Source organism: Prevotella sp. E9-3, assembly GCF_022024015.1.
Lineage (GTDB): Bacteria > Bacteroidota > Bacteroidia > Bacteroidales > Bacteroidaceae > Prevotella.
The window spans coordinates 1,096,015-1,119,188 of the sequence record NZ_CP091786.1 but is presented as its reverse complement, the minus strand read 5'-3'; the positions used below and the strand labels follow the sequence as shown (position 1 = coordinate 1,119,188).

Annotated in this window: 10 protein-coding genes and 1 pseudogene; all 11 read right to left on the bottom strand. The window is 44.8% G+C overall.

What is annotated here, in order from left to right; genetic code table 11:
* Positions 1-123: 123 nt before the first annotated feature.
* Positions 124-1,719, bottom strand: a complete 1,596-nt coding sequence (locus L6475_RS03925) for a DUF6377 domain-containing protein (protein ID WP_237822695.1) — start codon at positions 1,717-1,719, stop codon at positions 124-126.
* A 168-nt stretch (positions 1,720-1,887) separates the two neighbouring features.
* Positions 1,888-3,144 carry a family 43 glycosylhydrolase gene (locus L6475_RS03920; protein WP_237822693.1) on the bottom strand — a complete coding sequence of 419 codons (1,257 nt, stop codon included), beginning with the start codon at positions 3,142-3,144 and terminating at the stop codon, positions 1,888-1,890.
* 20 nt (positions 3,145-3,164) lie between these two features.
* Positions 3,165-4,325, bottom strand: a complete 1,161-nt coding sequence (locus tag L6475_RS03915) for a SusE domain-containing protein (protein ID WP_237822691.1) — start codon at positions 4,323-4,325, stop codon at positions 3,165-3,167.
* A gap of 39 nt (positions 4,326-4,364) precedes the next feature.
* Positions 4,365-6,380: a RagB/SusD family nutrient uptake outer membrane protein gene (locus tag L6475_RS03910; RefSeq protein ID WP_237822689.1), complete on the bottom strand. Its 2,016-nt coding sequence runs from the start codon at positions 6,378-6,380 to the stop codon at positions 4,365-4,367.
* A 27-nt stretch (positions 6,381-6,407) separates the two neighbouring features.
* Positions 6,408-9,794, bottom strand: a complete 3,387-nt coding sequence (locus L6475_RS03905) for a SusC/RagA family TonB-linked outer membrane protein (protein ID WP_370641676.1) — start codon at positions 9,792-9,794, stop codon at positions 6,408-6,410.
* Between the two features lie 320 nt (positions 9,795-10,114).
* Positions 10,115-11,110 (bottom strand): glycoside hydrolase family 43 protein, encoded by a 996-nt coding sequence (locus tag L6475_RS03900; protein WP_370641675.1) that lies wholly within the window; start codon positions 11,108-11,110, stop codon positions 10,115-10,117.
* Positions 11,111-12,061, bottom strand: a pseudogene (locus L6475_RS03895) (glycoside hydrolase family 76 protein); the annotation flags it as partial.
* Between the two features lie 660 nt (positions 12,062-12,721).
* Positions 12,722-14,101, bottom strand: coding sequence for a glycoside hydrolase family 125 protein (locus L6475_RS03890; RefSeq protein ID WP_237823998.1), 1,380 nt, complete (start codon positions 14,099-14,101; stop codon positions 12,722-12,724).
* A gap of 130 nt (positions 14,102-14,231) precedes the next feature.
* Complete coding sequence (locus tag L6475_RS03885) at positions 14,232-18,707, bottom strand: glutaminase domain-containing protein (RefSeq protein WP_237822686.1); 4,476 nt, start codon at positions 18,705-18,707, stop codon at positions 14,232-14,234.
* 194 nt (positions 18,708-18,901) lie between these two features.
* A complete protein-coding gene (locus L6475_RS03880) occupies positions 18,902-21,856 on the bottom strand; it encodes a T9SS type A sorting domain-containing protein (RefSeq protein ID WP_237822684.1) in 2,955 nt (984 codons plus the stop codon).
* Between the two features lie 140 nt (positions 21,857-21,996).
* Positions 21,997-23,133 (bottom strand): family 43 glycosylhydrolase, encoded by a 1,137-nt coding sequence (locus L6475_RS03875; RefSeq protein ID WP_237823995.1) that lies wholly within the window; start codon positions 23,131-23,133, stop codon positions 21,997-21,999.
* Positions 23,134-23,174 lie beyond the last annotated feature (41 nt).

Below are 23,174 nucleotides of genomic sequence, written 5' to 3'. Positions count from 1 at the left end.
AGAAAGTAAGTGAATGTATAAGCAATATTTATATAATACAAAACGCAAACTCTTACTAATCAAGAGTTTGCGTTAAATAAAAATATAGCAATGTATAACGAAAATATTCCGTCTGTGAGCTATTTAAATCTCCATTATAAGCTGTTCAAACTGGTCATTATCCACAATTGACCGATTTTTTATCCTTGTCTTATAAGTATTGACTGTATGAACAGAGTAGTTTAAGAAAGTGGCTATACGCTCCGGGTCAGTAACACCCAAGCGAATCAAAGCAAAGATACGCATCTCGGAAGTGAGCGAATGTTCAGGAGGTGTCTTGCGGTCTTTCTCGTCAAACAGTTCGTTGTAACGGTCAACAAAATTTGGGAACAGTTTAAGGAACGTCATATCGAAAGAAGCATACATATCCTCACGTTCAGCATTAACTTTCGACAGTTGCATCATATTGCGCAAGTCGTCATACTGACGGGTGGCTATTTTTCGCTCAATAGAAATCAGTATCTTCTCGACTTTTGCGATGTAATCGGCATTCGTAGAGAACGAACGACCTATATATGCATTCTTAATTGTATCTGCTTCCTCCAAACGTTCATTGGCTTTTTTCAACTGTTCCAACTGTCCTGCAATAGTATTTCGTGCTTCAGTAAGTTTTAAGTTGCGCTTATGAACAGAATGGTATGTTTTAAGGATAACAAGAACAAGAATGACGAACAAGGCAGAAGCAGCAATAAACCAGTTGCGCTGACTACGCATCATATCGTATCGATCCTGCTCAATAATAGGCAAAATTCCATTAATTTCCAACTTACGCAAACGAGTATTATAGAAATTTACATCCTCCAAAGCCTGATGCACATAACGACTGGCACGTTCATAATCTCCTCGTTTATAAATGAGACGAGCCAAATGATAAAGGGCTGTGATTTCACGAGTTGCCGATTCATTATCAGCAATAGCCGATTGTGCGAAATACTCTATTGCCTTGTCTTCATTGTCCAGGAAGAGGTTTGCCCAGGCCATCTCGGCAGCTGTCATTGCCCGAAGGTGAAGATCCATTGAATCCCTAGACATCTCAAGGAGTTCATTGTAGTTCTCCATCACATCCTGATACTCTTTTTTACGCATCAGGAGCGATTCTTTATAAGACAAGAGCTGAATGGTATGTTCGGGCGTAATATGGATGAGTGAATCCAAATAGGCATTACTACGGGTTATATAAGTAGTATAATAAGGCTCGCTACCAACAAAATCGGCCATGGAACGCCATAGTAATACATAACGTTCATAATACTCGGTTAGTAACTCTCCACGTAACTTAGAACGGTCTATAGACCCTAACACTTCTTGAGCAGCATTAAAGATACCTGCGGAAATAAGAGAGAAAGCAATGGCAAATTTTGCTTTCAAAAGATGTTCTTCGTTATGCCCAAGCTCGGCAACATGCAGACATTCATAGGCATAATGATTGGCTGAATCAAAACAATAGCTTTTGTATTCATCATAGAGCCGGTAAAGCTGTTCAAACTGACGCCCTTCCGTTTTTGCCCGTTCCATCTCATCTTTTAAACGGGCAATACGCTCTTGTTTTTGTTTATCGTAATAATCTCGTTTGTCAAGACTTGCATCCAATTTGTCAAGCCATACATCATAAGAAGCTGCCTGTACCTGCATTGGCAACAAGAATACAGACATCACAAACAAATATATGAGGTCTTTCATATCAATATCGTTAAATAGAAAAAAGCCCCGAAAGGGCCGTATCATGTAGTTTCTTTTTGTTTTACGGTTGGCCAAAATTACGAAGAAAAAACGATTCTGAAACAAAAAGACCTTTTATATTATTCAAATTTAACATTTACAGAAAGATAGTAAAAAGGTTGCCATCTATTACATGACAACCTTTTCGCTAATTGAACCTGAAACTCCGTTTACCTTTATTATGCAAATACCTTTTCCTTGTGATGAAGCATCAACGATTGCAGTTCCCTTAGATCGGCCGCTGGACAGCTTCACGCCTTTCAATGAATAAACTGACCATGAAAAAGGTGAATCATCGGGACTATCTATGCGATACATGTTACTGCCATCAATAGGCAGAATCATATAGCTATTATCTTTTGTCTGACGCTGATCATTAATTCCTGAGCGGCCATCAAAGATAGGAGCCTCAGCAGATACAGAGGGCTTGCCATTCTTAATAGTAGGCCATCCTTTATCATCCCAGATAATACGATCCAGATAAGTTACTCGACCTGCATCAACATTGTCGGCTTGGAAGCCATGATAGAGAACCCAGGTCTGTCCAGCCTCATCGGTAACAAACTCAGAACAGTGACCAGGACCATATACTTTATCGCTTTTATCAAGCATCAATGACATATTATCACCAATAGCTGTTTTTCCATTACGATCAAGATAAGGACCTGTAACACGACGTGAACGGGCCACTACCAGACGATAAGTACTATTTGCACCTTCGCAACAAGAACCGGCAGAACCGATGAGATAGAACCAGTTATCGTGCTTTACAATCATAGTAGCCTCAATAAGTCCTCCGGCAATCTTGAACTTTGTTGCACCTTCTTTGATACCCAATCCGTCTTCTGTAAGCTCAATACCATAGATATCATGGAATGAACCAAAGAAAAGATATTTCTTGTCACCATCTTCAATATAGAAGGGGTCGATACAGTTTTCCAAATCCATCTCAGAAGAGATGAACAGTTTCTTTGCATCGTGAAAGCCGCCATTGGGACGATCAGAAACTGCGACACCAATGCCGCACTCCCATGTCTTACCCCACTCTGACTTAGAGTAATAGAGTATATATTTACCATCTACATAGTTAATGTCTGGAGCCCAAATTGCACCATTTGGCACAAAATCCATTGGACGAGTAGCATCTGTAAATGCAGTACCGGCATAACGCCACTTTACCAAATCTTTAGACTTGTAAATGGGTACATTATGGGTATCCTCAGTTGCATACAGATAAAAATAACCATCTGGAGCCTGAACGACAGAAGGATCGGGCAAGCTTTTCTTAATAACAGGGTTGGAATAAGTAACGCCTTGAGCGTACACACCCATAAGGGTGCATACGCCAAGGACTATACTCAAACTAATTCTATTGAAAATATTCATAAATAACTTTTTGGTTTCACTTATTCAGCAGGCTCAAATGAGGTGTGCAGATCGCTGCGTAGCAGATAGAGCTTCAGTGTATATTTACCCGACACAGAAGGAACCCACTTCATATCACCTCCCTGATCTTGGAGACGTGGCTCAGCCAATCGGTGATCAGTAAGAGGATCGAGATTTGCCTCAGGAGCGAAGAAGAACAAACCACTATAGTCGGTACCCAAACCAATCTTAAATTCCTTTCCAGCAACGAATTCGCCTGTCCATGCATAGATGTAAGGCTCACGGGCAGAGCCCACCATTTCCATCTTACCGTTGGCATTGTTGGGATTCCAGCCTACAGAAGTACCATCGCCAACAATCCAGATTTGTCCGGGAGTGGGCAATTGAATGAAATCGAGCACGCGACAGTCATTGTATTCAGTATTCACATCAACAATGAAAGTACGGCTACCAATCTCTTCATTTGTGAACATAGAATAGTTAGGATTGGTTGCATCACCTGATTCAACATACTTCAGCGATCCGTCCTCAGCCTTCTCATAAGAAGGATAAGCAGCCTGAGAAACAGTGGTAAAGTAATAGTCACAGATAGTGAGGTTAGGAACTGTTACCTCGTAGATACCGGTACCCAGCTGACGCTGTTCCATCTTCAGTTCAGGCTTAGCAGTACCATCCTCAACAATGTGAAGATAGAGGTAAGGAGGATATTTCTCGTAACCAACAACAGTGAAATCGACTGTTGAGATTTCGGGTTTTACATAAGTGTATTCGTTGTGCACAACGCCCAAAACCTGAGCGGTAACCTTTATTTCATTTCCAGGCAACACCCAACGAGCCACAATAGAGTTCAATTCATCATGTGTCAAGGTGAGAGTGGTCTCAGTTGTCTCAATATAGTCAGACTTCTGTTCTTTATCGGAAGCTGAATAGAAGCATACCATATAAGAAATGGAATCATCAGCTGAAAGTGGACTATGGATACTGCTCCATGTCAAGGTGATAGCATTTTCTTTAGCCTGAGCTTTGTTAAGCGTAATATCTGTCACAGAACAAGCCACATGCATCTCATCAGGATAGCTGACTGGTTCGTAGTACTCTGGATCTTTGTTGCAAGAAGTGAGTGCTACAGCCGCACAGAAGCAAGCTACACCGGCACGCAAAATATATTGTATTGCTTTCATAACAATAATACTCTTTAGTTATTTACCTTATACTTTAATTTATTCTTCACCTTCTGATTCTTCTTCAGCAGTTTCAAGCACCCAGAAAGGAGCCTCACGCAGGTTAGGATTCTTCTCGTACTCGTCAATGTAAATTGGCATCCAATAGTACTGCTTTCTCCACACACGAGTGTCGGCAACGGTAGCCTTATAGAAATTGGCTGCATTGGCACCCTGGAAGTTCATACTGTAGCACTCGCCTGTCATTTCGGGAATACTCTCAGCCAGCATATAACGGCGGATATCATACCAGCGGTTGTTCTCGCAGCAGAGCTCTACACGACGCTCCATCATAATGTATTTATGCAAATCAGCCTGTGTATTAGGAATTGTAATATAGTCAGGATCGTTTACAGGAACTGCATCGAAAGTATATTTACGAACACCGGCACGCTCACGAATACGATTCAGATATTTCAGTGCATCGAGACGCTTTGAAGCATCATCATAAGCCTTATTTACAGCCTCAGCATAGTCCAGATAGGTAAAAGCAAGGCGATAGGTAAAGCCCTGACGTTCGGTAACAGCACCTGTCTTGTAGTCGTCAAGTACATTCAGACTCTTACGTGCCAGATAGCCGTTCTGAGGAGCATCGTGGGGTGATGAAGTCTGGATATTATCTTGACCGTTCTTAAAGAAGTTGTACTTACGCTTGCCAACAGCCAACCAAGAGCCATGAAAAGAAACAGCATTATAGAAACGAGGCTCACGGTCGCAGTACATCTTGAAGGTTCCCTTAGGAGTAATCTCACCGGGTTTACCAGTTCCATATTCCCAAGAAGTAATAGCAGAGCGATCATCAATGTTGTTGGAAGCATCGGATGTAGAATAGGTATAGGTTGCCGGGAGACCAGGATTCTTATCAGCTTTATTCAACAGGTTTGAAGGATATCCAGAGTTCGGATCGCTGATAGGCAGACCATTGCTCATGAAGAAAGCATCAACCAATCCCTGATAAACACCCAAACCATTACCGCCACCATATTCACGTACGGAAGTAGTGCGCAGGAAAGTGCCACGGTAGTCGTTATCTTTGGTTACAGGGAAGGTAATCTCACGGTTGCCCTCGCTCCAACGCTTGATGTGAACATTGTAGGTTGACATGAAAGGATCGATGCCACCGGCAGCATTCTTTTCAACGTAGAGCTCATAACCAGCATTTTCTGCTTCATCAATACAAAGTTTGCAAGCTTCAGCAGCCTTAATCCACTTATTGTGATCATAGACCTGATTGAAAATCTGCTCGCCCTTGTTATTCTTATAATCAGCATACATGGTATTGCCATTCACCAGCGGACTGGCAGCAAAAAGCAACATGCGAGCACGAACGGTGAGAGCCATGATACGGTTAATACGACCATACTTTGAAGGATCGTCATAGACTGCGGGAAGAGCCATGGCAGCATCGTACATCTCCTTATCACAATAGTTTACCACATCGTCGAATTTTGCCTGTCCTACCATCAAATCGTCGATTTCGAAATCAGTAGGAGCAATATAGTCGGGAGTAAAGGGAATACCGCCATAGTTCTCGGCCATCTGCCACCAGGCATACGCACAGAGGAACTTGATTTCGTTCTTCATATTGTCGATTTCCGACTGAGGAAGATCATGATCGGGCATAGCCTTGACTTTATCACGGAAGATATAGGCATGACGGATATAACGAGGCATCATGTGCCAAAGATTACCACCCCATGTAGAGTTGATAGTCCACTGACCGTGAATCTTAGGAATCACTCCACTCCAGTCCCACTGTTCCCAACGTTTAGAAGCAGTGATATCGTCGGCAAAGATTTCATAGCCATCGGCAGTGAGCGACCACTTATCGGGCTTATGAATAATGTTATAGACATAGCTCAGCCATGAATAAACCTTATCGCGGTTCTCAAACACCATATCGGTGGTGAGCTCGGTATCGGGCTCTTTGTCAAGGTAGTCTGAGCACGATGTGGTGGCAACAGATACGCTCATCAGAGCGGCCGCCATATATGTTGAAATTTTAATATGTTTCATAATGCTTATAATATTCAGTTATCAATATTAGAAATTCACATCAATGCCGAACATTACTGAACGGTTCATCGGGTACTTCAGACCATCATTGGTACCAAGCTCAGGATCCCACAGTTTGAACTTAGAGAAGCAAACCAAGTTGTTTCCGCTCACGAATACACGGCAGCTCTTCACATAGAGAGATGAGAGCCAATCCTTTGGCAGGGTGTAGCCAACTTCAACAGTCTTCAGACGCAGGAAGCTCATATCCTTCTTCCACCAAGTAGAACGACGGTAGTTGTTCACATTAGGACCATAGCTCAGACGAGGCCAGAAAGCGTAAGGATCCTGGTTCTGCTCTGTCCAGCGGTCATCAATATTATAAGAGTAAGCATTACCTTCGGTTGTAGTACCGCCACCAGGGAGGAAGTAAGGCTGCTGACCAATGATACGATACATATCAGCTGATCCCTGGAAGAAGAAGTTCACGTCGATGTTCTTATAGCTAACTACGCCACCGAAACCATATACGATACGAGGATCTTCAGTGCCACCGATATAGCCTTCGTCTTCCTCAGTGATAACACCGTCACCATTCACGTCAACATACTTAATATCACCAGGATGGAGAGTAAGACCACCAACGCCTTCCTGAGAAGGAATACCATCCTTTAAAGTTCCGTCTTCATTGAAATCAGAAGGCATGAACAGACGCTCAGCGGTAAGACCCCAAAGCTCGTTCATAGAACGGCCAGTCATAGCACGGTGTGTGCCTTTCAGAGCTTCTGGCTCGTCACGCTCATCTACACGGTTCTTAGCATAGGTATAGTTTCCGTAAGCTGAAGTGAACCAGTCCTTGTTCCACTGCTTGTGGAAGTTGAGTGTTACCTCAAAACCCTTATTGGTTACTTTACCGAAGTTAGCCCAAGGAGCCTTTACGAAACCGCTCTGAGTAGGAATGATGCGACGCTCCATGAAAATGTCTTTACGTTTCTCCTGGAACAGGTCGAAGTTGATGTCGAGCATCGACCACAGGCCCAGTTCCACGCCGAAGTTCTTCTTCGTCACGGTCTCCCATGTCAGATTCTCCACGCCGATATCACCCTCGGTGATGCCGGTATAGTAGCGCTGCCCGGTGGTACCCCAGCGATAGTTTTCTACACCATCGTCCGGATATTTGGTCAGAAGGGTGCCGAGGTAGGCGAAGCGGCGGCCGCCGATATTGTCGTCACCGGCCTGACCGATGCTGGCACGGAACTTGATTTTGCTGAAGGTGTCCTTCAGAGGCTCCATGAAGTGCTCCTCGCTCAGCAGCCAACCGATGGCAAACGAGGGGAAGAAACCGAAGCGCTTGCCTTTAGCGAAGTTTTCTGAACCGTTGTAACCGAAGTTGAACTCAGCCACATAGCGGTTGTCCCAAGTACCAGACAGACGACCGGCAATACCTTGCTTACGATAGTCCTGATAACTACCATCGTCGTAAGCCTGCTGGTTGTAAAGGAACAAAGCGTCAACATCCATCTTTCCGAAACGCTGATTGTACATCACGTCGGTCTCGAAATAAACGCGTGAGTTACCATATTCACCATTGTTATAGCTTCCCAGAGATTCGTCACCCGTCTCAAACTGAGTATAAATCAGGTTACCTTCGGGATCACGCCCCGTAGCAGGGAATACAGAACCGGGATTAGCAGTACGGCCACGTGAGCTACGGTTCCAGCGGTCAAAGCTGAACAATCCTTTCACTTTCAAACCAGGAACAAGTTGTTTCAGGTCCTGCTCAACACTGAACAGAGTCTGCAGTTTTGAAGAAGTGATGAAATCATAACCTTGCTGGGTAACGGTAGCCCAAGGGTTGGCACGGTTAGAAATCTTAGGGTTACCATATTCACCATTGTTATAGCTTCCCAGAGATTCGTCACCCGTCTCAAACTGAGTATAAATCAGGTTACCTTCGGGATCACGCCCCGTAGCAGGGAATACAGAACCGGGATTAGCAGTACGGCCACGTGAGCTACGGTTCCAGCGGTCAAAGCTGAACAATCCTTTCACTTTCAAACCAGGAACAAGTTGTTTCAGGTCCTGCTCAACACTGAACAGAGTCTGCAGTTTTGAAGAAGTGATGAAATCATAACCTTGCTGGGTAACGGTAGCCCAAGGGTTGGCACGGTTAGAAATCTTAGGAATAGAACCATCGCTATAACGAGCGGGATGAACGAAAGGCAGTGTACGGAAAGCTTCACCGAATGCATCGTCAGTGTTACAACGCTGCTTTTTGAAACGGTTCAGATAACCACCGATGTTCACACGCAACTGAGTGGTCTTTGTTACATCCATATCAATATTGGTACGCAAGTTATACTGCTGGTTATCAGTTGCGTTATCAAAAATCAGGTTCTTGTCTTGAGCCAAGATACCCGTCTCATTGAAATATGAAGCCACAACTGAATATCGCAGGAAGTCAGAACCGCCACTGATATCCACATTGCCACGGGTTGTATAAGCATAATCCTTGGTGATTTCGTCAACCCAGTTCACATTTGGATAGAGATCAGGATCATAGCCCGAACGAGTGCGGTCAATCTGCTGCTGAGTGAAAGGCTGTGCAATACCGTCCTGGGCAGCCAGCTCATTCAATAGTGTCATATAGTCAGGAGCGTTCAGGAATTCGGGCAATTTTGTAGGTTCATTGATAGAATGCTCTACATGGAAACGAACCTGAGGAGCACCAATCTTACCACGCTTGGTGGTAATAACAATAACACCATTAGCACCACGAACACCATACATGGCAGATGCAGAAGCATCTTTCAGCACAGAGAACGACTCTATTTCAGCTACATCAACATTGTTCAGGTCACGTTCAACACCATCAATCAGAATCAGAGGGTTGTTGCTTCCTGAGAAGGTAGAAATACCACGAATCCAGAAGTTTGAATCATCATAACCAGGCTCACCTGAACGCTGAATACCAATCACACCGCTCAGCTTACCAGCCAGGTTATTAGATAATGTACGTGTAGTACCGAATTGCAGTTCAGCAGGCTTAATGGTCTCGATAGATCCAATAATAGATGCTTTCTTCTGGCTGCTATAACCAGTTACCACAACTTCGCTGAACTCTGTGGTTTCTTCTTCCATTTCAATGGTCAACAGTTTAGCACCATTCACCTTCACCACCTTTTTCTTATATGACAGGTATGAAACTTCCAATTCAGAAGATGTACGGTTAGGTACGGTGATACGGAACATTCCGTCGAAATCGGTTACGGCCATTGTCTTCGTACCAACAACAGTTACCGTTGCACCAATCAACGGTTCCTTAGTCACTTGGTCTGTAACAATACCCGTAATCTGAGCTTCTTTTGTAGACTGTTGCTCAGCAGCACTTGCTCTGGGCAATGCCGGTGAAGCGACCAACATAGCAGCTAACATCAAAAGTGTAGCACTTGCCGGTAACAAACAATGGCAGATTTTTGATAAATGTTTTTTCATTTTTTAAAGTTGATTTTAAGCTAATAGTTATGAATATTATCTGCATGCAAAATTATAGCTTTTATCTTCAACTTGGTATTTAAATCGTGATTGTATAACAACTATTATTTTATACAACAACTTAGACTACTGATTATTAAGCATTTACAAAATCAACCCCAATATCGTTGTATAACAAAAATATTGGGGTCGTTTATCAAAAAAAGTACCTAAAAAGGCATTATTTGGAGTTAAAAAAGATATCTATAGTACTTTTTCACTTACTTAAAAGATGTTGGCAGCACGCCTTCCTTCGTAATTCTCACGGGGCGAATGAAACCATTTTTGTCAAACTGCAAACGGTCGATACAAGTTACCCGATGGTTTGCATCTGTCTCTGTGAGCGGGCGGCGATGATATACAATATACCATTCGTCATTGCCTGCACACATCACTGAATGATGTCCTGCTCCGGTAGCAACTGAAGCATCCTGCTGCAGAATTTTGCCAATGCGCTTGAATGGGCCGAAAGGAGAATCGCTGATGGCATAGCTGACACTATAGTCAGGACCGCCCCACCCTCCTTCACTCCACATGAAGTAGTACTTACCCTGACGTTTCAGCATGAAAGGACCTTCCACATATCGTTCAGGAGTAACCTCTTTATAGATGGTACCATCTTCAAACGGAACCAGAGCAGTAAAATCATTATTTAACTTTACCATATTGCAGTGTCCCCAACCGCCATAATACATATAGTATTGACCATCATCGTCACGAAATACAAACTGGTCAATAGGCTGGGCACCATTCACAATTTTCTGAATGAGGGGTTTACCCAGCAAATCCTTGTAAGGTCCTTCAGGACGATCGCTCACCGCTACGCCAATACCACCAACTTCTCCTTCATGTACATCATTGGCAGCGAAGAAGAAATAATAGCGGCCATCCTTTTCAATAATGGCAGGTGCCCACATAGCGCGACGCGCCCATTTCACTTCCTTATTGGTAAGGATATTCTCATGTTTCTGCCAGTTTACAAGATCAGATGACGAAAAAGCATCGAAGTGTAATTGTTCATCATAAGGCGCTGAATACGTAGGGAACACCCAACACTTATCTCCAAAGACAGCAGCCTCTGGGTCGGCATACCAGCCTTCAGCAATAGGATTTCCACTTTTCTTAGCCTCAAGTTTTACGGCACATGCTGCTGAAAGAGCAGTTGAAGCGCCAAAGGCTGAAGAAGGACGAGAATAATCCACTTTTCCGAAATGCATATCTTCAGCGGCTTTTGTTTGCCAGGCTGAATGACCGAACGACTGGCTATTCATGTTATTATAGGCATGGAAAGCATTTGCTTTCAACAGTTCTTCACACACCTTATTATTATATACACGCGCGTACAGGCCTAAATAACGCATCAAGATTCCCTTGAATCCCTGGAAGTCACCATCGGCATTCTGACAAACTTTCACTACGCCACGGCTATCGCACAATTCACGTCGTGCAAAATCAACGATACGATCGGCATCTGTCTTATACTGCGGCGTTTTATAGTGATTATACAGCAGCACAGCAGCGCCCAACATTGTTCCCTGATTATAAGTTGACGACCAGTCGTTACGCCATTTTATGGTCAGGTCTTCAGGATTAAATACCACACAGTCGAACACCTTACCAGTTTCTGGCACAAAAAGATACTTACGCTGATTCTCATACAATTCACGGGCTCTCTCATAATAGCTTTCATCACCAGTTGCTTCGGCTATATAGCAGGCAGCCACTTCAGCCGGACCGTTGATGCACGAGTTGGTTCCATTATGATCGCCTTCCTGCTCAGCCCAACGCAGCATTCCAACAAATCCGTGATAAGCACGCTTCCAGATAAGGTCGAAATTTCTTTTGGCATCGTCCAGGTAGAATTGTTTTCCTGTCAAGCGGTAACCTCTCACGGCAGCTATAATCATCCACATCACATCGTCATTGTAATTATAGCCATACCATTTATAGTCGCCGGTTTTGGCGCCACCAGTCCAAACATCACCTACATTATATTTCAGATTAGCATAACAATCCTCAAACACATCCAGCAGTCGGCGTTCGCCAGTACCCTCGTAAGCATCGAGAATTGTCTCCATCGTTTCAGCTTCACCCCATTCACCATTATTGAAAGTGCTGCGGCCCGAACCTCGGTTCAACAAGAAGTGTGAAAGGAAACCGTCAATCATACGCTGACGCGACACCGCAGTAAACTCACGTTCAGCTGTTACCTCTATAAAATGCCATGCTTGAGCACTTCCTAAAGCCGGCTGACTTCCATCAGCAGTATCAGCACTACGCAGATAACCATTCTGCTGTTTGATGCGATATAGGTTTTCTGCCGCATCAATAGCTTCCAACGTCCATTGTGCCTGCTGGTCTGTCACAATGAGGTCACCATGATCAGAAGCTGTCAAACAGCCACCAGTATAAACATTCCTCAATATAACACTTCCATTAGTTCCAGCTACGACATCCCATTGCTGAGCAGGCACACATGTTTCTGTCCACAACACAACAGGAGCATTCAATTTGAAAGAAGCATCCTTTACGAAGAGAGATTTTGTCTGATTGGTGTCAGGCACAATGCGATAGGTCTTGCCAGGTACAACTTTGGCAAAGCCATCCCAAACGGCAACAACCGACAAAAGCATTAAGAATAATTTTTTCATTACTTTCCTTAATATTACTTACTTATTTAATAGGTGTCAATGATTGTTTAATTTTAGGTTTGGCAAAGGTACGAAAAATCGAGAGTATCTCAAAGGAAAAAACACTTTTTGACGTAAAAAACGCCGACATACATAGGAATGTAAGTCGGCGCCGGTATATGAATAAACTATTGATTCTTAAATCTTGCGCTGGCAGCTGTTCAGCAAATCAGCCTTTCCGTCAGCAATAAGCTTCAGGATCAGCTCGCCAAAGAGTGTGTTCTGCCAAGCAAACCAAGGACGTGTATAGTTCTTTGCGTCGTCCTTATGGAACGACTCATGAATAAAGCCAGTACCAGCATCAGTACTCATCAACATTTCAATGCAGTGTTTAATCTCAGCATCATCCTGACTGGTGAAGGCGAGCATCATGATACTCATAGGCCAAGGCATATCCTGACCAACATGAGGACCGCCAATACCCTCGCCGGCCTTACCGCGGAAGAAAGCAGGATTATCTTCAGACCACACGAAACGACGAGTATTCTGATAGATAGGATCATTCATAGGAACATCACCCAGATAACCCATAGCCAACAATGAAGGCACGTTGGCATCATCCATCAATAGAGCACTGCCGAATCCATCAACCTCATAGGCATAGATTTTTCCATACTTAGGATGGTTCACTACAGCATATTGCTTTAAGGCCTGCTCCACCTCGGCAGCCAAAGAAGAGCACTGATTAGCACGATTGGCATCGTGATTGACTGTTGTGAGAATCTCAGCAGCCTTGCGAAGTGCTGTCACTGCCATGAAGTTTGAAGGAACCAGGAATGGGAACACCGTAGCGTCATCGCTGGGACGGAAGAAAGAGGCAATCAAACCGACAGGCTTCACAGGATGACCCTTACCGTCCCATCCTACAGTATCAAACTGTCGGTCGGTATTACGCTTGAAATGGTAACTGCCCGTTCCTTCCTTATGCTGCTGTTCACGGAACACAGAAAGAATATTATCAACAGCCTTCAGCCACTGCTCACCAAAGATTGTAGCATCGCCGGTTACCTTCCAATATTCATAAGCCAAACGAATAGGATAACACTCAGAGTCAATCTCGTATTTACGCTCGTGCACACCAGGCTTCATATCAGTCTGATCGCTTTTCCACTCTCCCACTTTCTCAGGATCCTGATAGAACGCATTTGCATAAGGATCGAGATTGATGCTCTTCAGCTGACGCAAGATAACGCCACGGATAACCTTAGCCAGTTCAGGGTCATCATTAGCAAATTGCACATAAGGCCATACCTGTGCGCCTGAATCACGTAGCCACATAGCAGCGATATCTCCGGTATATACGAAGGTGTCATCGTCACCATCAATCACGCTGTAGTGAACTGTCGTTTCAAGCGTGTTGGGGAAACAGTTCTCAAACATCCATGCCAGATATGGATTTCCACTGAGCGTCTGTTTCACTTTCTCGATCTGCTGGTCGATGACCTGCGAACGGAACAGACGGTCTTCTACAGCAGGACGTTTCGACTGTCCCACATGAATAGTTGTATCGGCCGTCATCTGAATGTACGCCTGACCGAAACCTTCCTCTTTTTGGGCTTCGACTTGCTGAGTGTTTTTAACGCCACAGGCTGCCATGAAGGCAGCCGTGGTGATCATTAATATGCTTGATTTCATATCTAAAAGATTATTATTTCTTACAGTAAATCTTGCTGACGCTACCATCGCTGTTGTGAACGATGTTCAAACCACGCGAGATACTATCTATCTGCATACCAGATACATTATAGATAACAGGCTGAACTTGCTGAGCTGAATAGCGCTGGTCATGGATTGCCGACTCATCGCCATAGATATTGCTCAAACGTGTGTTCACCTCACGAACACGATCTTCAGTAACCTTAATCACCTCACGGTCGTATGTCATCAGACCATTCACCTCAGTTTCAACATCGGTTGTCTGAGTGTAAACAGCAGCACAGAAGGCTGCGTTACCATCGTCATTAGCCTTAGCGTCCTTAGCCATAGAGATAACAGCTTCAGTAGTAGAGATATAGGCATCGGTGAGTTCCTTCTCAGTGCTATAATTCACATAAGTGGTAGCACCTGCCTCATACCAGCGGTGGCCTTCAATATGACGGCCAAGACCACCATATTCGCCCAACACAACAGGACGGTTAGCTTCGTAGAGATAGATGTGGGGAGGACGGTCATAATCGTGCAGGTCAATGAAATCGCCTACGCCCTGATAGTGGTTACCGCCACTGGCAGGATTAATCAGGCGAGTATTGTCGATACTGCGTGTATAGTCAACGATCTCGGCAGTCTTGAACTGTCCCCAGCTCTCGTTGAACGGAGTCCAAACCACGATACAGGGAGCGCTCAAGTGCTGTTCCATAATTTCCTTCCACTGGTTCTTGAAAGCATTCACCACAGCAGTAGGCTGAGAACCATTCTTGGTGCTCCAGTCACGGGGAGCCCAGCCTTCATCGCTACGACCCAGTGCGGGCATATCCTGCCATACGAGGATACCCAGACGGTCACAGTGGTAGTACCAGCGTGCCGGTTCAACCTTCATGTGCTTACGAATCATGTTGAAGCCCCAATCCTTTGTCTTCTGAACATCGTAGAGAAGAGCCTCGTCAGTAGGAGCGGTGTACAGTCCGTCAGGCCAATATCCCTGATCAAGAGGACCGAACTGGAACAAATCACGGTTGTTCAGCTGCAGGCGCCATTCGCCATTAGGCAGCTGCCGCTTAGAGATCTTGCGCATAGCAGCATAGCTCTTCACATGGTCAACTTCCTGACCGCCACTCAACAGACTAACTTCCAAATCATATAGTGTAGGATTAGCGGGGCTCCAAAGTTTAGCGTTAGGCACATCAAGTGTGATATTCTCGCCAGCAGCAGCGCTGCCTTCAGCAACGGTCTCACCTGCAAGTTTCAAAACCACCTTAGCCTGAGCACCAGTATCGGTTGCTTTCACATTGACAGTAAGTTGTTTCTTGTCAACATCAGAAGTAGTAACCACATCGCTGATAGACTGAGCATTCACAGGCTCAAGCCAAACAGTCTGCCAGATACCAGACACCTGATTGTACCAGATGCTGCCGGCACCTCCGGGATTGAAACGCTGCTTACCGAGAGGTTGAGTAGCCTCATCAGTATTGTCAATCGCCATCACAGTCAACGTATTGCTTCCTTCTGTCAGATATTTGGTGATATCGAATGAGAAAGAACCGAAGCCACCTGTGTGTGTACCCACCAGTGTACCATTCACATAAACACGGGCAGTATAGTCAACAGCACCAAAGTTCAGCTTAATATTACGGCCAGCCCATCCTTCGGGAATAGTAAACTCGCGCTGGTACCAAAGATAGTTGTTCTTATCGAGCATACGTCCAACGCCAGAGAGACTTGACTCAACAGGGAATGGAACCAAAATCTTTCCTTCAAACGAAGTAGGAATGCTACGCTGAGTCTGAGGTGTGATTGCATAATCCCACAAGCCATTCAGGTTCTGCCAATCACTGCGAACTAATTGCGGACGGGGATATTCAGGAAGTGGGTTCTGTGGATTCACCTCAGCAGCCCACTTAGTCTTAATCTTGTAACCCTGAGGAGCCCAACTTGTTTCGGCAGAAGGCTTTGGAGCATACTTATCCATCAGCACTTTCATCCAATGTCCTCCAATCACTGAACGTGCACGGAATCCGCGCATGTGCTTGCTGTCTGTCCAATACCAGTCACAGAGAGGTACACGGTCGGTAGTCTCATTCACCCACTTCCACAGGCGGTCGCTAAATTTCAGGAATGTGTCAGTATCGTCAGCCATTGAAGCTGTCCAGATGAGCCAGTCGCTCTTAGTATATTGCTCACGGTTGTCAAGTGGCAATCCCCAAGTATTCTGTTTAGTGAGATAGAACTTCATTTCACGTTCGCGAACCTGCTTGGGGAAGATGTTGATACCCCACATCTTGTCCCATACCAGATTATACTTCTGGCTCCAGCTGCCTCCACGGTCAAAGGCAAGTTTGTAGTGATCACCATCACGGGCGTCAATTTCCCATATCTGAGCCATCTTTTTGGCAATATCCATATATCGGGTGTACATATCACTGCGCCCCATCAGCTTGGCCAGTTCAGCATAAGCAGCCACGCCCATGATAGCCTTGATTGAGAGGTTGGCATTGTGTGCCCAGTGACCAGCGAAGTCATCGGTACAAAGCTGAGTGTCAGGATCCTGACCATTATTCACCAAGTAGTTCACCCAACGGGTAATAATGCTCCAATAGGGTTTCACCCAATCTGTATTTCCATCAATCTTTGTAATCATGTATGCCAAGGTAATCATATTACCACTTTCCTCAAGAGGCATATCACCGCCATACACCTGTCCGTTGGCATGGGGATATGTACCCAGGTCATGTGCTGCCCAGTCTTTATTCCACTTACCGGTACGCTGATATTCAAAGATAGAAGTCATCATGCCTTTCTGCAAATCAGTATTATAGAGCAGGAAAAGCGGAGCAGAAGGATAAGTAAGGTCAACGGTATTCACGCAACCGTTAGAGTTGTTCTCTTTAGAGAAGTAGAGAAGTCGGCCACCATCATCCTGGAACAGTTTGTGAGCAGCCATCACCTGGCGATAAGAACCAGCAAGCAATTCGGCATACTTCACATTACCAGCAGCCAAACCGTCATCGTAGATGGTCTTATCCTGCTCACGGCAACGCTCCATGATAGTAGTGTAGTCATTGCTCAGTTCGTCGAAAGCCTGGAAGATCGTCTTTCCATTGCGAGCCCAATAACCCTTATAGTTTTTCTTGAAATACTGGATATCCTGAATTTCATCATACCCCACCATCATATAGCTTGAAGCCTGAGAGGTAGAACCGAAGTTGTGTACATACGACAGCGTTGTCATGTAGCAGGGAGTCTCACCCTTCACTTCACCTGCATAAGCAGGCAGTGAACCTGTTGAGACGAACGTTGACTCTGTATAAGCCGTAGGTGCAACGCTCACCTCACCATTCTTTGACGATAGGTAGAGATAGCCCCAGTCAATTGAAATCAAGTCACCAGCTCTACCCAAGATATTCTGAGCTGTTGAACCAGCCTTGGCATATTTCACGCCTTTCTCTGTTACGATGCTGGCATCAACAGCCTGAGCAGGTTCGTTGACGGTGAGACGTGGAGTAGTAGCCACATAGAACTGTACATCATGCTCCTGACCATCGGTTGAACGCACCTGATAAGAGATATAGTTAATAGGTGTAGAGAGCAAATCGAGATCAGTGATAATCATTGGTGCAGTAAATACCACATCAAGTTCCACAGGACCACAAGTGAAAGTATAATAGGTAGAAGTGGCCATCACGTCAACACTCTTCTGAGTAGCAAAGGTCACATTTCCGCTCGACTGATATACATTCTCGAACAGTCCAAAGTCAACATAAGCGCCACCCGAGGTATTGTGACAGTGAGCAGCAATCACATTTTCGCCAACAATCAACTTACTCTTTTCCTCAGTTGTCAATTGATGAGTTTCACCCTGAATCCAAGTTTCGGGCGTTCCGATAATCTTCGTTCCATTAATATATAGGTCGAAGATATCATCGTGTGAGAACTGAATCCACAGATCTTTCTGTAAATCATCGGCAGTAAGTGTCACCTTACGACGAACATAAATGTCACTATTCTCAGCAGTCCACGAATTGTTCACATTAGGATATTCCCCCGGTGTACCCCAAGCGGCCTTTTCTTGTTTCCAACTGCTATCGTTGAAAGTGCGGGCAGTCCAGTTCTCGTTGCTTTGCGTGGTATAATTTACTCTACCAGTCCATGAATCGCCAGCATCAGACATAGGTGCGATAGGGTCCAACAGAAAACTCTGACCATTCCCCATCCATCGATAGCTTTTTCCATCTACGCGTAGCAGACCGTCGATAGGTTTCTCCTGGTCAGTCCAGTGACGGGTTGTACCATCAGTCAGCTTATCAAAGGGTGACCAGAATGAAAAATACGGGTCATTCACAAGCAGAGGCACCGAAGGCAAGCGCAAGTCGCTTGTCTTGTAGGGCACAAAAAATTCTGTTGTCTGAGCAGCCATCGTTCCTGAAACGAAAACAGCCACTGCGAGGGCAAACAATTTTCTTACTTTCATAATTCCTATTGATTAATTGGTTTTTAGTAATCGTATAAATACATTGCAAAATTACGACAATTAAGAAAAAAAAGGTAGTAGAAATTATGCAAAAAACAACAAAATACGTTCAAGCACGTATTTTAAACATAAAAAACGCCCCCGACGTTCTATTGAAGAGCGCCGGAGGCAATTGATACTAAGTTAAGTTAAGTTTATTTCTTGATATACTTCTTACCATTGATGATATAGAAGCCCTTAGCGGCGTTCTTCACCTGCTGGCCCTGGAGGTTATAAATCTTGATGGTGTTAGCCACAGCATTCTTCACATCCTTTACGCCAACTTGGTCATCAGAAGGTTTCTCAGTACCGTAGTATGTCAGACGGAAGTTATCGAGAACCACCCAGTCGCGGTCTTGAGCACGTAACTTCTGAACGAGAATCATCAGGTCACCGCCTGCACCAACTTCTGTCAGCAGGTGAGTTTTGTAGAGACCATTCTGGAAGTATTCACAAGCCTGTGGAATATCATAGGGGAACTCGCCTGCATAGAGTTGTTCACCCTCTGGATCCTCAATCATCACAGGATTCAAATTCTCATCAAGAACAGGTTCGCCGGTTTCAGGATCAATCTTTTCAATCAGATTGCGAGTTGTACGACGGTCTCCCAGACCAGGAGCCTTATCTGCTTCATCAAGGATATTTGGCAGAGCAACTTCAGTTTCAGTTGCAAAATCGACCAAGACAGCAGCCTGTGCACGTTCATCACCAGCAGCCTCATGACGAATCTGATCCCAGTGGTCACCATCACGATAGTAGCCCTGAACAGTAACGCTATACCAACCTGGCAACAAATCAAAGAGAGACTGACTCAAGTCAAATGATTCAGCATTCCAGCACTCGAAAGCAAAATCAGAGCGATTCTCGCCACGGCCCCATACAGAACCTGTACCATACTGGCTAACCCATCCAGAGATATCTTCACGCTGGCTGAAGTTTGGTGAAGCGATCTTATAAGTAGCATCCTGAGGATTCTCTACGGTTGCCTTCTTCAGCAGTTCGTCACGCTCTTCCTCGGTAACGAGTTTCCACTGGTTGTTTGCATCAGCAACACCATACATATCGGTATCAATATTACCATAGGTTCCAGGACGATAGCCCAGCAGCATACGCTCGCCAGTTTCAGCATTTGACTCACCATTAGCACGTGCAATTACATACACACCAGTTTTTCCTTCTACGGGAACAAACTCCCAGAGGTTCTGGGCGCCGGTATCCATATAGCCACCATAGTTCAGATATTCGTTTTCACCACCATTGTTCAGGTGTGTATCAATCTTGAAGCCATTGAATGGATCTTGACCTTCAGGATATTCAGTACCAGCAATCAGGGTTACTTTCACACCGGGGAAGCCAACAAAAGCGTGTGCGCCCCAGTCACCGCCACCGCAGAGGAAGCGCTTCTGACCAACGTTGTAAATATAGAAGTCACCATCAGCAGGTTCAGCACCAGCAAATACGTCAGCATGCTTGTCAGCATTCTGAATCTTACGAGCAACGCGCAGAGCGTTCAGAGCGTTACGGATTACAACAGCAGAGTCAGCGTGTTCCAACACTGCCTTTGCATTGTTGATAATCTCAGCATCTACATTATCCCACTCAGCAAACTTGATAGTAGCGGCAATAAACTTCAATGGATCCTGAACGCTACGAACGTCATCGATAGCCTTACGAAGAGCCTTCAGAACCTCGTTAAATTCGGCTACGTCAGTCAGGGTCTCAGCAGCAGTCTTTGCATCATTAACAGCAGTAGTAAAGAAGTCGGTAGATACACCATCAAATTCCTCAACCTCCTTCATCAGATTGGTGTAGAGCTGTGCAGCAGAAAGAGCATCACGCAATGCCATGGTAGCATTCTTGATAGCAGCAGCATCCGTACCTTCCAGCAGACCCTTTGCAGTAGCGATAGCATCGGTGAGAGCTTTCACCTCTAAACCTTGGTAAGCCTCAGCAGTCTCAACAGCCTCTTTCAGGTTAGCCAACACTGGGCCGAGGTCAATCTCCGGACCAAGATAAGTCAGCTTGAAAGAGTCGAACAGCAACCAGTCATCGTCGCCACCGCCTACCTTCTGCATACCGATGGTCAGTGTTCCATCACTTACGATAACCTCTACAGGATCGTTCCAGTAACCACCCTTGAAGAAGCAGTTAGAGGCACGGTTGTGGGCATTACCCCACCATTCACCCTGGTGGCCATCAGAGTTGCCAGGATAGTAAATGCCATTATAAGGAATAGCATACGACTGCTCATCATATTCTGTAACCTCACTATCAAGGATTGACTTGAACTTACGGGTCACGTCATTAATATAATAGGTGGCGCGTATTTCCTCTTCACCGGCATCACGCTTTGCAGCAATACCGCTCTCGCTGCCGTCACGATAGAATCCCTGAAGTTGGAACTGATAGGTACCATTGGGGATACCTGTAATGGTTTTAGACAGTTTGAAGTTTGTCTTCTTCCAGCATTCCCAGCAGCGGTTTGCATGAACAATTCCGTCACCGCCCTGTACAGCATTACCATCACCTTCCTGAATCATATCCCAGTTGTTACGCTCGTCCTGGTTGGCAAAGTCGTGACCGCCAATCAGCCATGTTGCATCCTTAGGATTCTGCTTGGTAGCAGTTGCCAGGTCGGCCAGACGCTGCTCTTTGGTAACGAGAATCCAGTCTTCGTCAAAACCGAAGCTATCAAGGTAACCTTCATCATTAGTATTTAAGAAATTACCAGATTCCTCAGTACCACTAAAAATCCTATAGTTTCCGTTCTCCTTTTTCTGAATTGTCCATGAAGTCACCTCACGGTTTGTATCCAAATAAAACAAATCATCCGCACCATTAATACTATGGTTGTGACCAAACTTTGGATTCAGCTGATAGCCACCTTCGGGAAGGGGAATCACTTCAATATCCAATCCGTAAGGGCCTACCTGAGCACGAGTTGTCCAGTCCTCAGCCACGAAGTTGTTGTTCTGCAGCCACTTACCAGTAGCTACATTGTAGAAATAGAAGTCAGTTGCCACTGTAGGCAGCTCATTGTTTTGCCACTCCTGGGCCTGCAAACCGGCAGACAACAGAAGTCCTGCAAAAAGTAAAAGTTTCTTTTTCATAAGCTTTTAGTTATTAAAATAGTTGTAAAATTGATTGAATTCTAATTAATAGAAATGGTTTTTACGGCACAAAAGTACATTTTATTGACTAAAAATAATAGCAAAAACTTTTCAGAAAAGGATAAAATCTAACCAATTCACTATTTTTGGGCTATTTTTCGCGCCGTTCCATCCATAAACTGCACAATTGACAGGCACTGACCTTTCTGTTCGGAGGTAGTAATTCCCATCAGGTTGTAAACAGCCTTTACCTCTGCCGACTGGTTCACACCGCTTACCTTCTTCACATCTGCAGCCTCACCAAACAAGGGTACATCCGAGATTACTGAAGGAATACGATTACGAATCTGAGGCCATCCATCATTACCCCAGGTAATCTTATCCATATAAACCTTACGGCCGCCATCAGGATCAGCAGCATCAAAACCGTGATAGAGCACCCAGTACTGTCCGGCATCGTCTTGAACAATCTCAGAATTATGGCCTGGGCCCACCACTTTATTACTTTTCTGCAACAAAGGCGAGAAGTTATTTTCAAGAGCAGGTTTTCCTTGCTTGTCAACATAAGGGCCCAACAGATTCTCACTACGGGCCACCACCAGACGGTAAGTACTGTTCAAACCATCACAACAGGTTCCGGCCGAACCTATCAGGTAATAATAACCATTGCGCTTGTAGATGTAAGTGCCCTCGGTCAGTGTTCCTGCTATCTGCACTTTCTCGGCTCCTTGTTTCACGCTCAAGCCGTCATCACTCAGCTGAATACCATAGATTCCGCGGAAACTGCCCCAGAACAGATACTTGCTTCCGTCCTCTTCTTCAATATAGAAAGGATCGATACTGTTCTGCACGCCAATCTCGCTCGAAATAAACAATTTTCCTTCATCAGTAAAAGGTCCCTGAGGCTTAGTGGCAGTAGCAACGCCAATGCCACATTCCCATTCACCGCCCCAAGCAGACTTAGAGTAGTACATCACATACTTATCACCAATCATATTGATGTCAGGTGCCCAGATATTACCATTTGGCACCATCTGCGGGCGTGTCTGATTGGTAAAAGCTGTTCCCATATAGCGCCAGGTCACCAAATCGTTCGAACGATAGATGGGCACATTCCGAATATTCTCAGTAGCATACAGATAGAAATATCCATCTGGCGCCTTGATAATAGTAGGATCAGGAAGACTCTCATCTATGACAGGATTGCTATATTGTGTCTGCGCATTGACAGTGCAGGCAGCAAAAAATAAGGACAGTCCAAAGACTTTTGATATCATTTTATGCATAATAAGGTGTTTAGTTATCTGCAAAATTACAT

What these genes read in the sequence shown, in the direction of transcription:
- L6475_RS03890 (WP_237823998.1), bottom strand. Translation starts at nt 14,101, where the DNA reads ATGACGGCCGATACAACTATTCATGTGGGACAGTCGAAACGTCCTGCT.
- L6475_RS03910 (WP_237822689.1), bottom strand. Translation starts at nt 6,380, where the DNA reads ATGAAACATATTAAAATTTCAACATATATGGCGGCCGCTCTGATGAGC.
- L6475_RS03880 (WP_237822684.1), bottom strand. Translation starts at nt 21,856, where the DNA reads ATGAAAAAGAAACTTTTACTTTTTGCAGGACTTCTGTTGTCTGCCGGT.
- L6475_RS03875 (WP_237823995.1), bottom strand. Translation starts at nt 23,133, where the DNA reads ATGATATCAAAAGTCTTTGGACTGTCCTTATTTTTTGCTGCCTGCACT.
- L6475_RS03920 (WP_237822693.1), bottom strand. Translation starts at nt 3,144, where the DNA reads ATGAATATTTTCAATAGAATTAGTTTGAGTATAGTCCTTGGCGTATGC.
- L6475_RS03885 (WP_237822686.1), bottom strand. Translation starts at nt 18,707, where the DNA reads ATGAAAGTAAGAAAATTGTTTGCCCTCGCAGTGGCTGTTTTCGTTTCA.
- L6475_RS03905 (WP_370641676.1), bottom strand. Translation starts at nt 9,794, where the DNA reads ATGTTAGCTGCTATGTTGGTCGCTTCACCGGCATTGCCCAGAGCAAGT.
- L6475_RS03915 (WP_237822691.1), bottom strand. Translation starts at nt 4,325, where the DNA reads ATGAAAGCAATACAATATATTTTGCGTGCCGGTGTAGCTTGCTTCTGT.
- L6475_RS03925 (WP_237822695.1), bottom strand. Translation starts at nt 1,719, where the DNA reads ATGAAAGACCTCATATATTTGTTTGTGATGTCTGTATTCTTGTTGCCA.
- L6475_RS03900 (WP_370641675.1), bottom strand. Translation starts at nt 11,110, where the DNA reads ATGCATTTCGGAAAAGTGGATTATTCTCGTCCTTCTTCAGCCTTTGGC.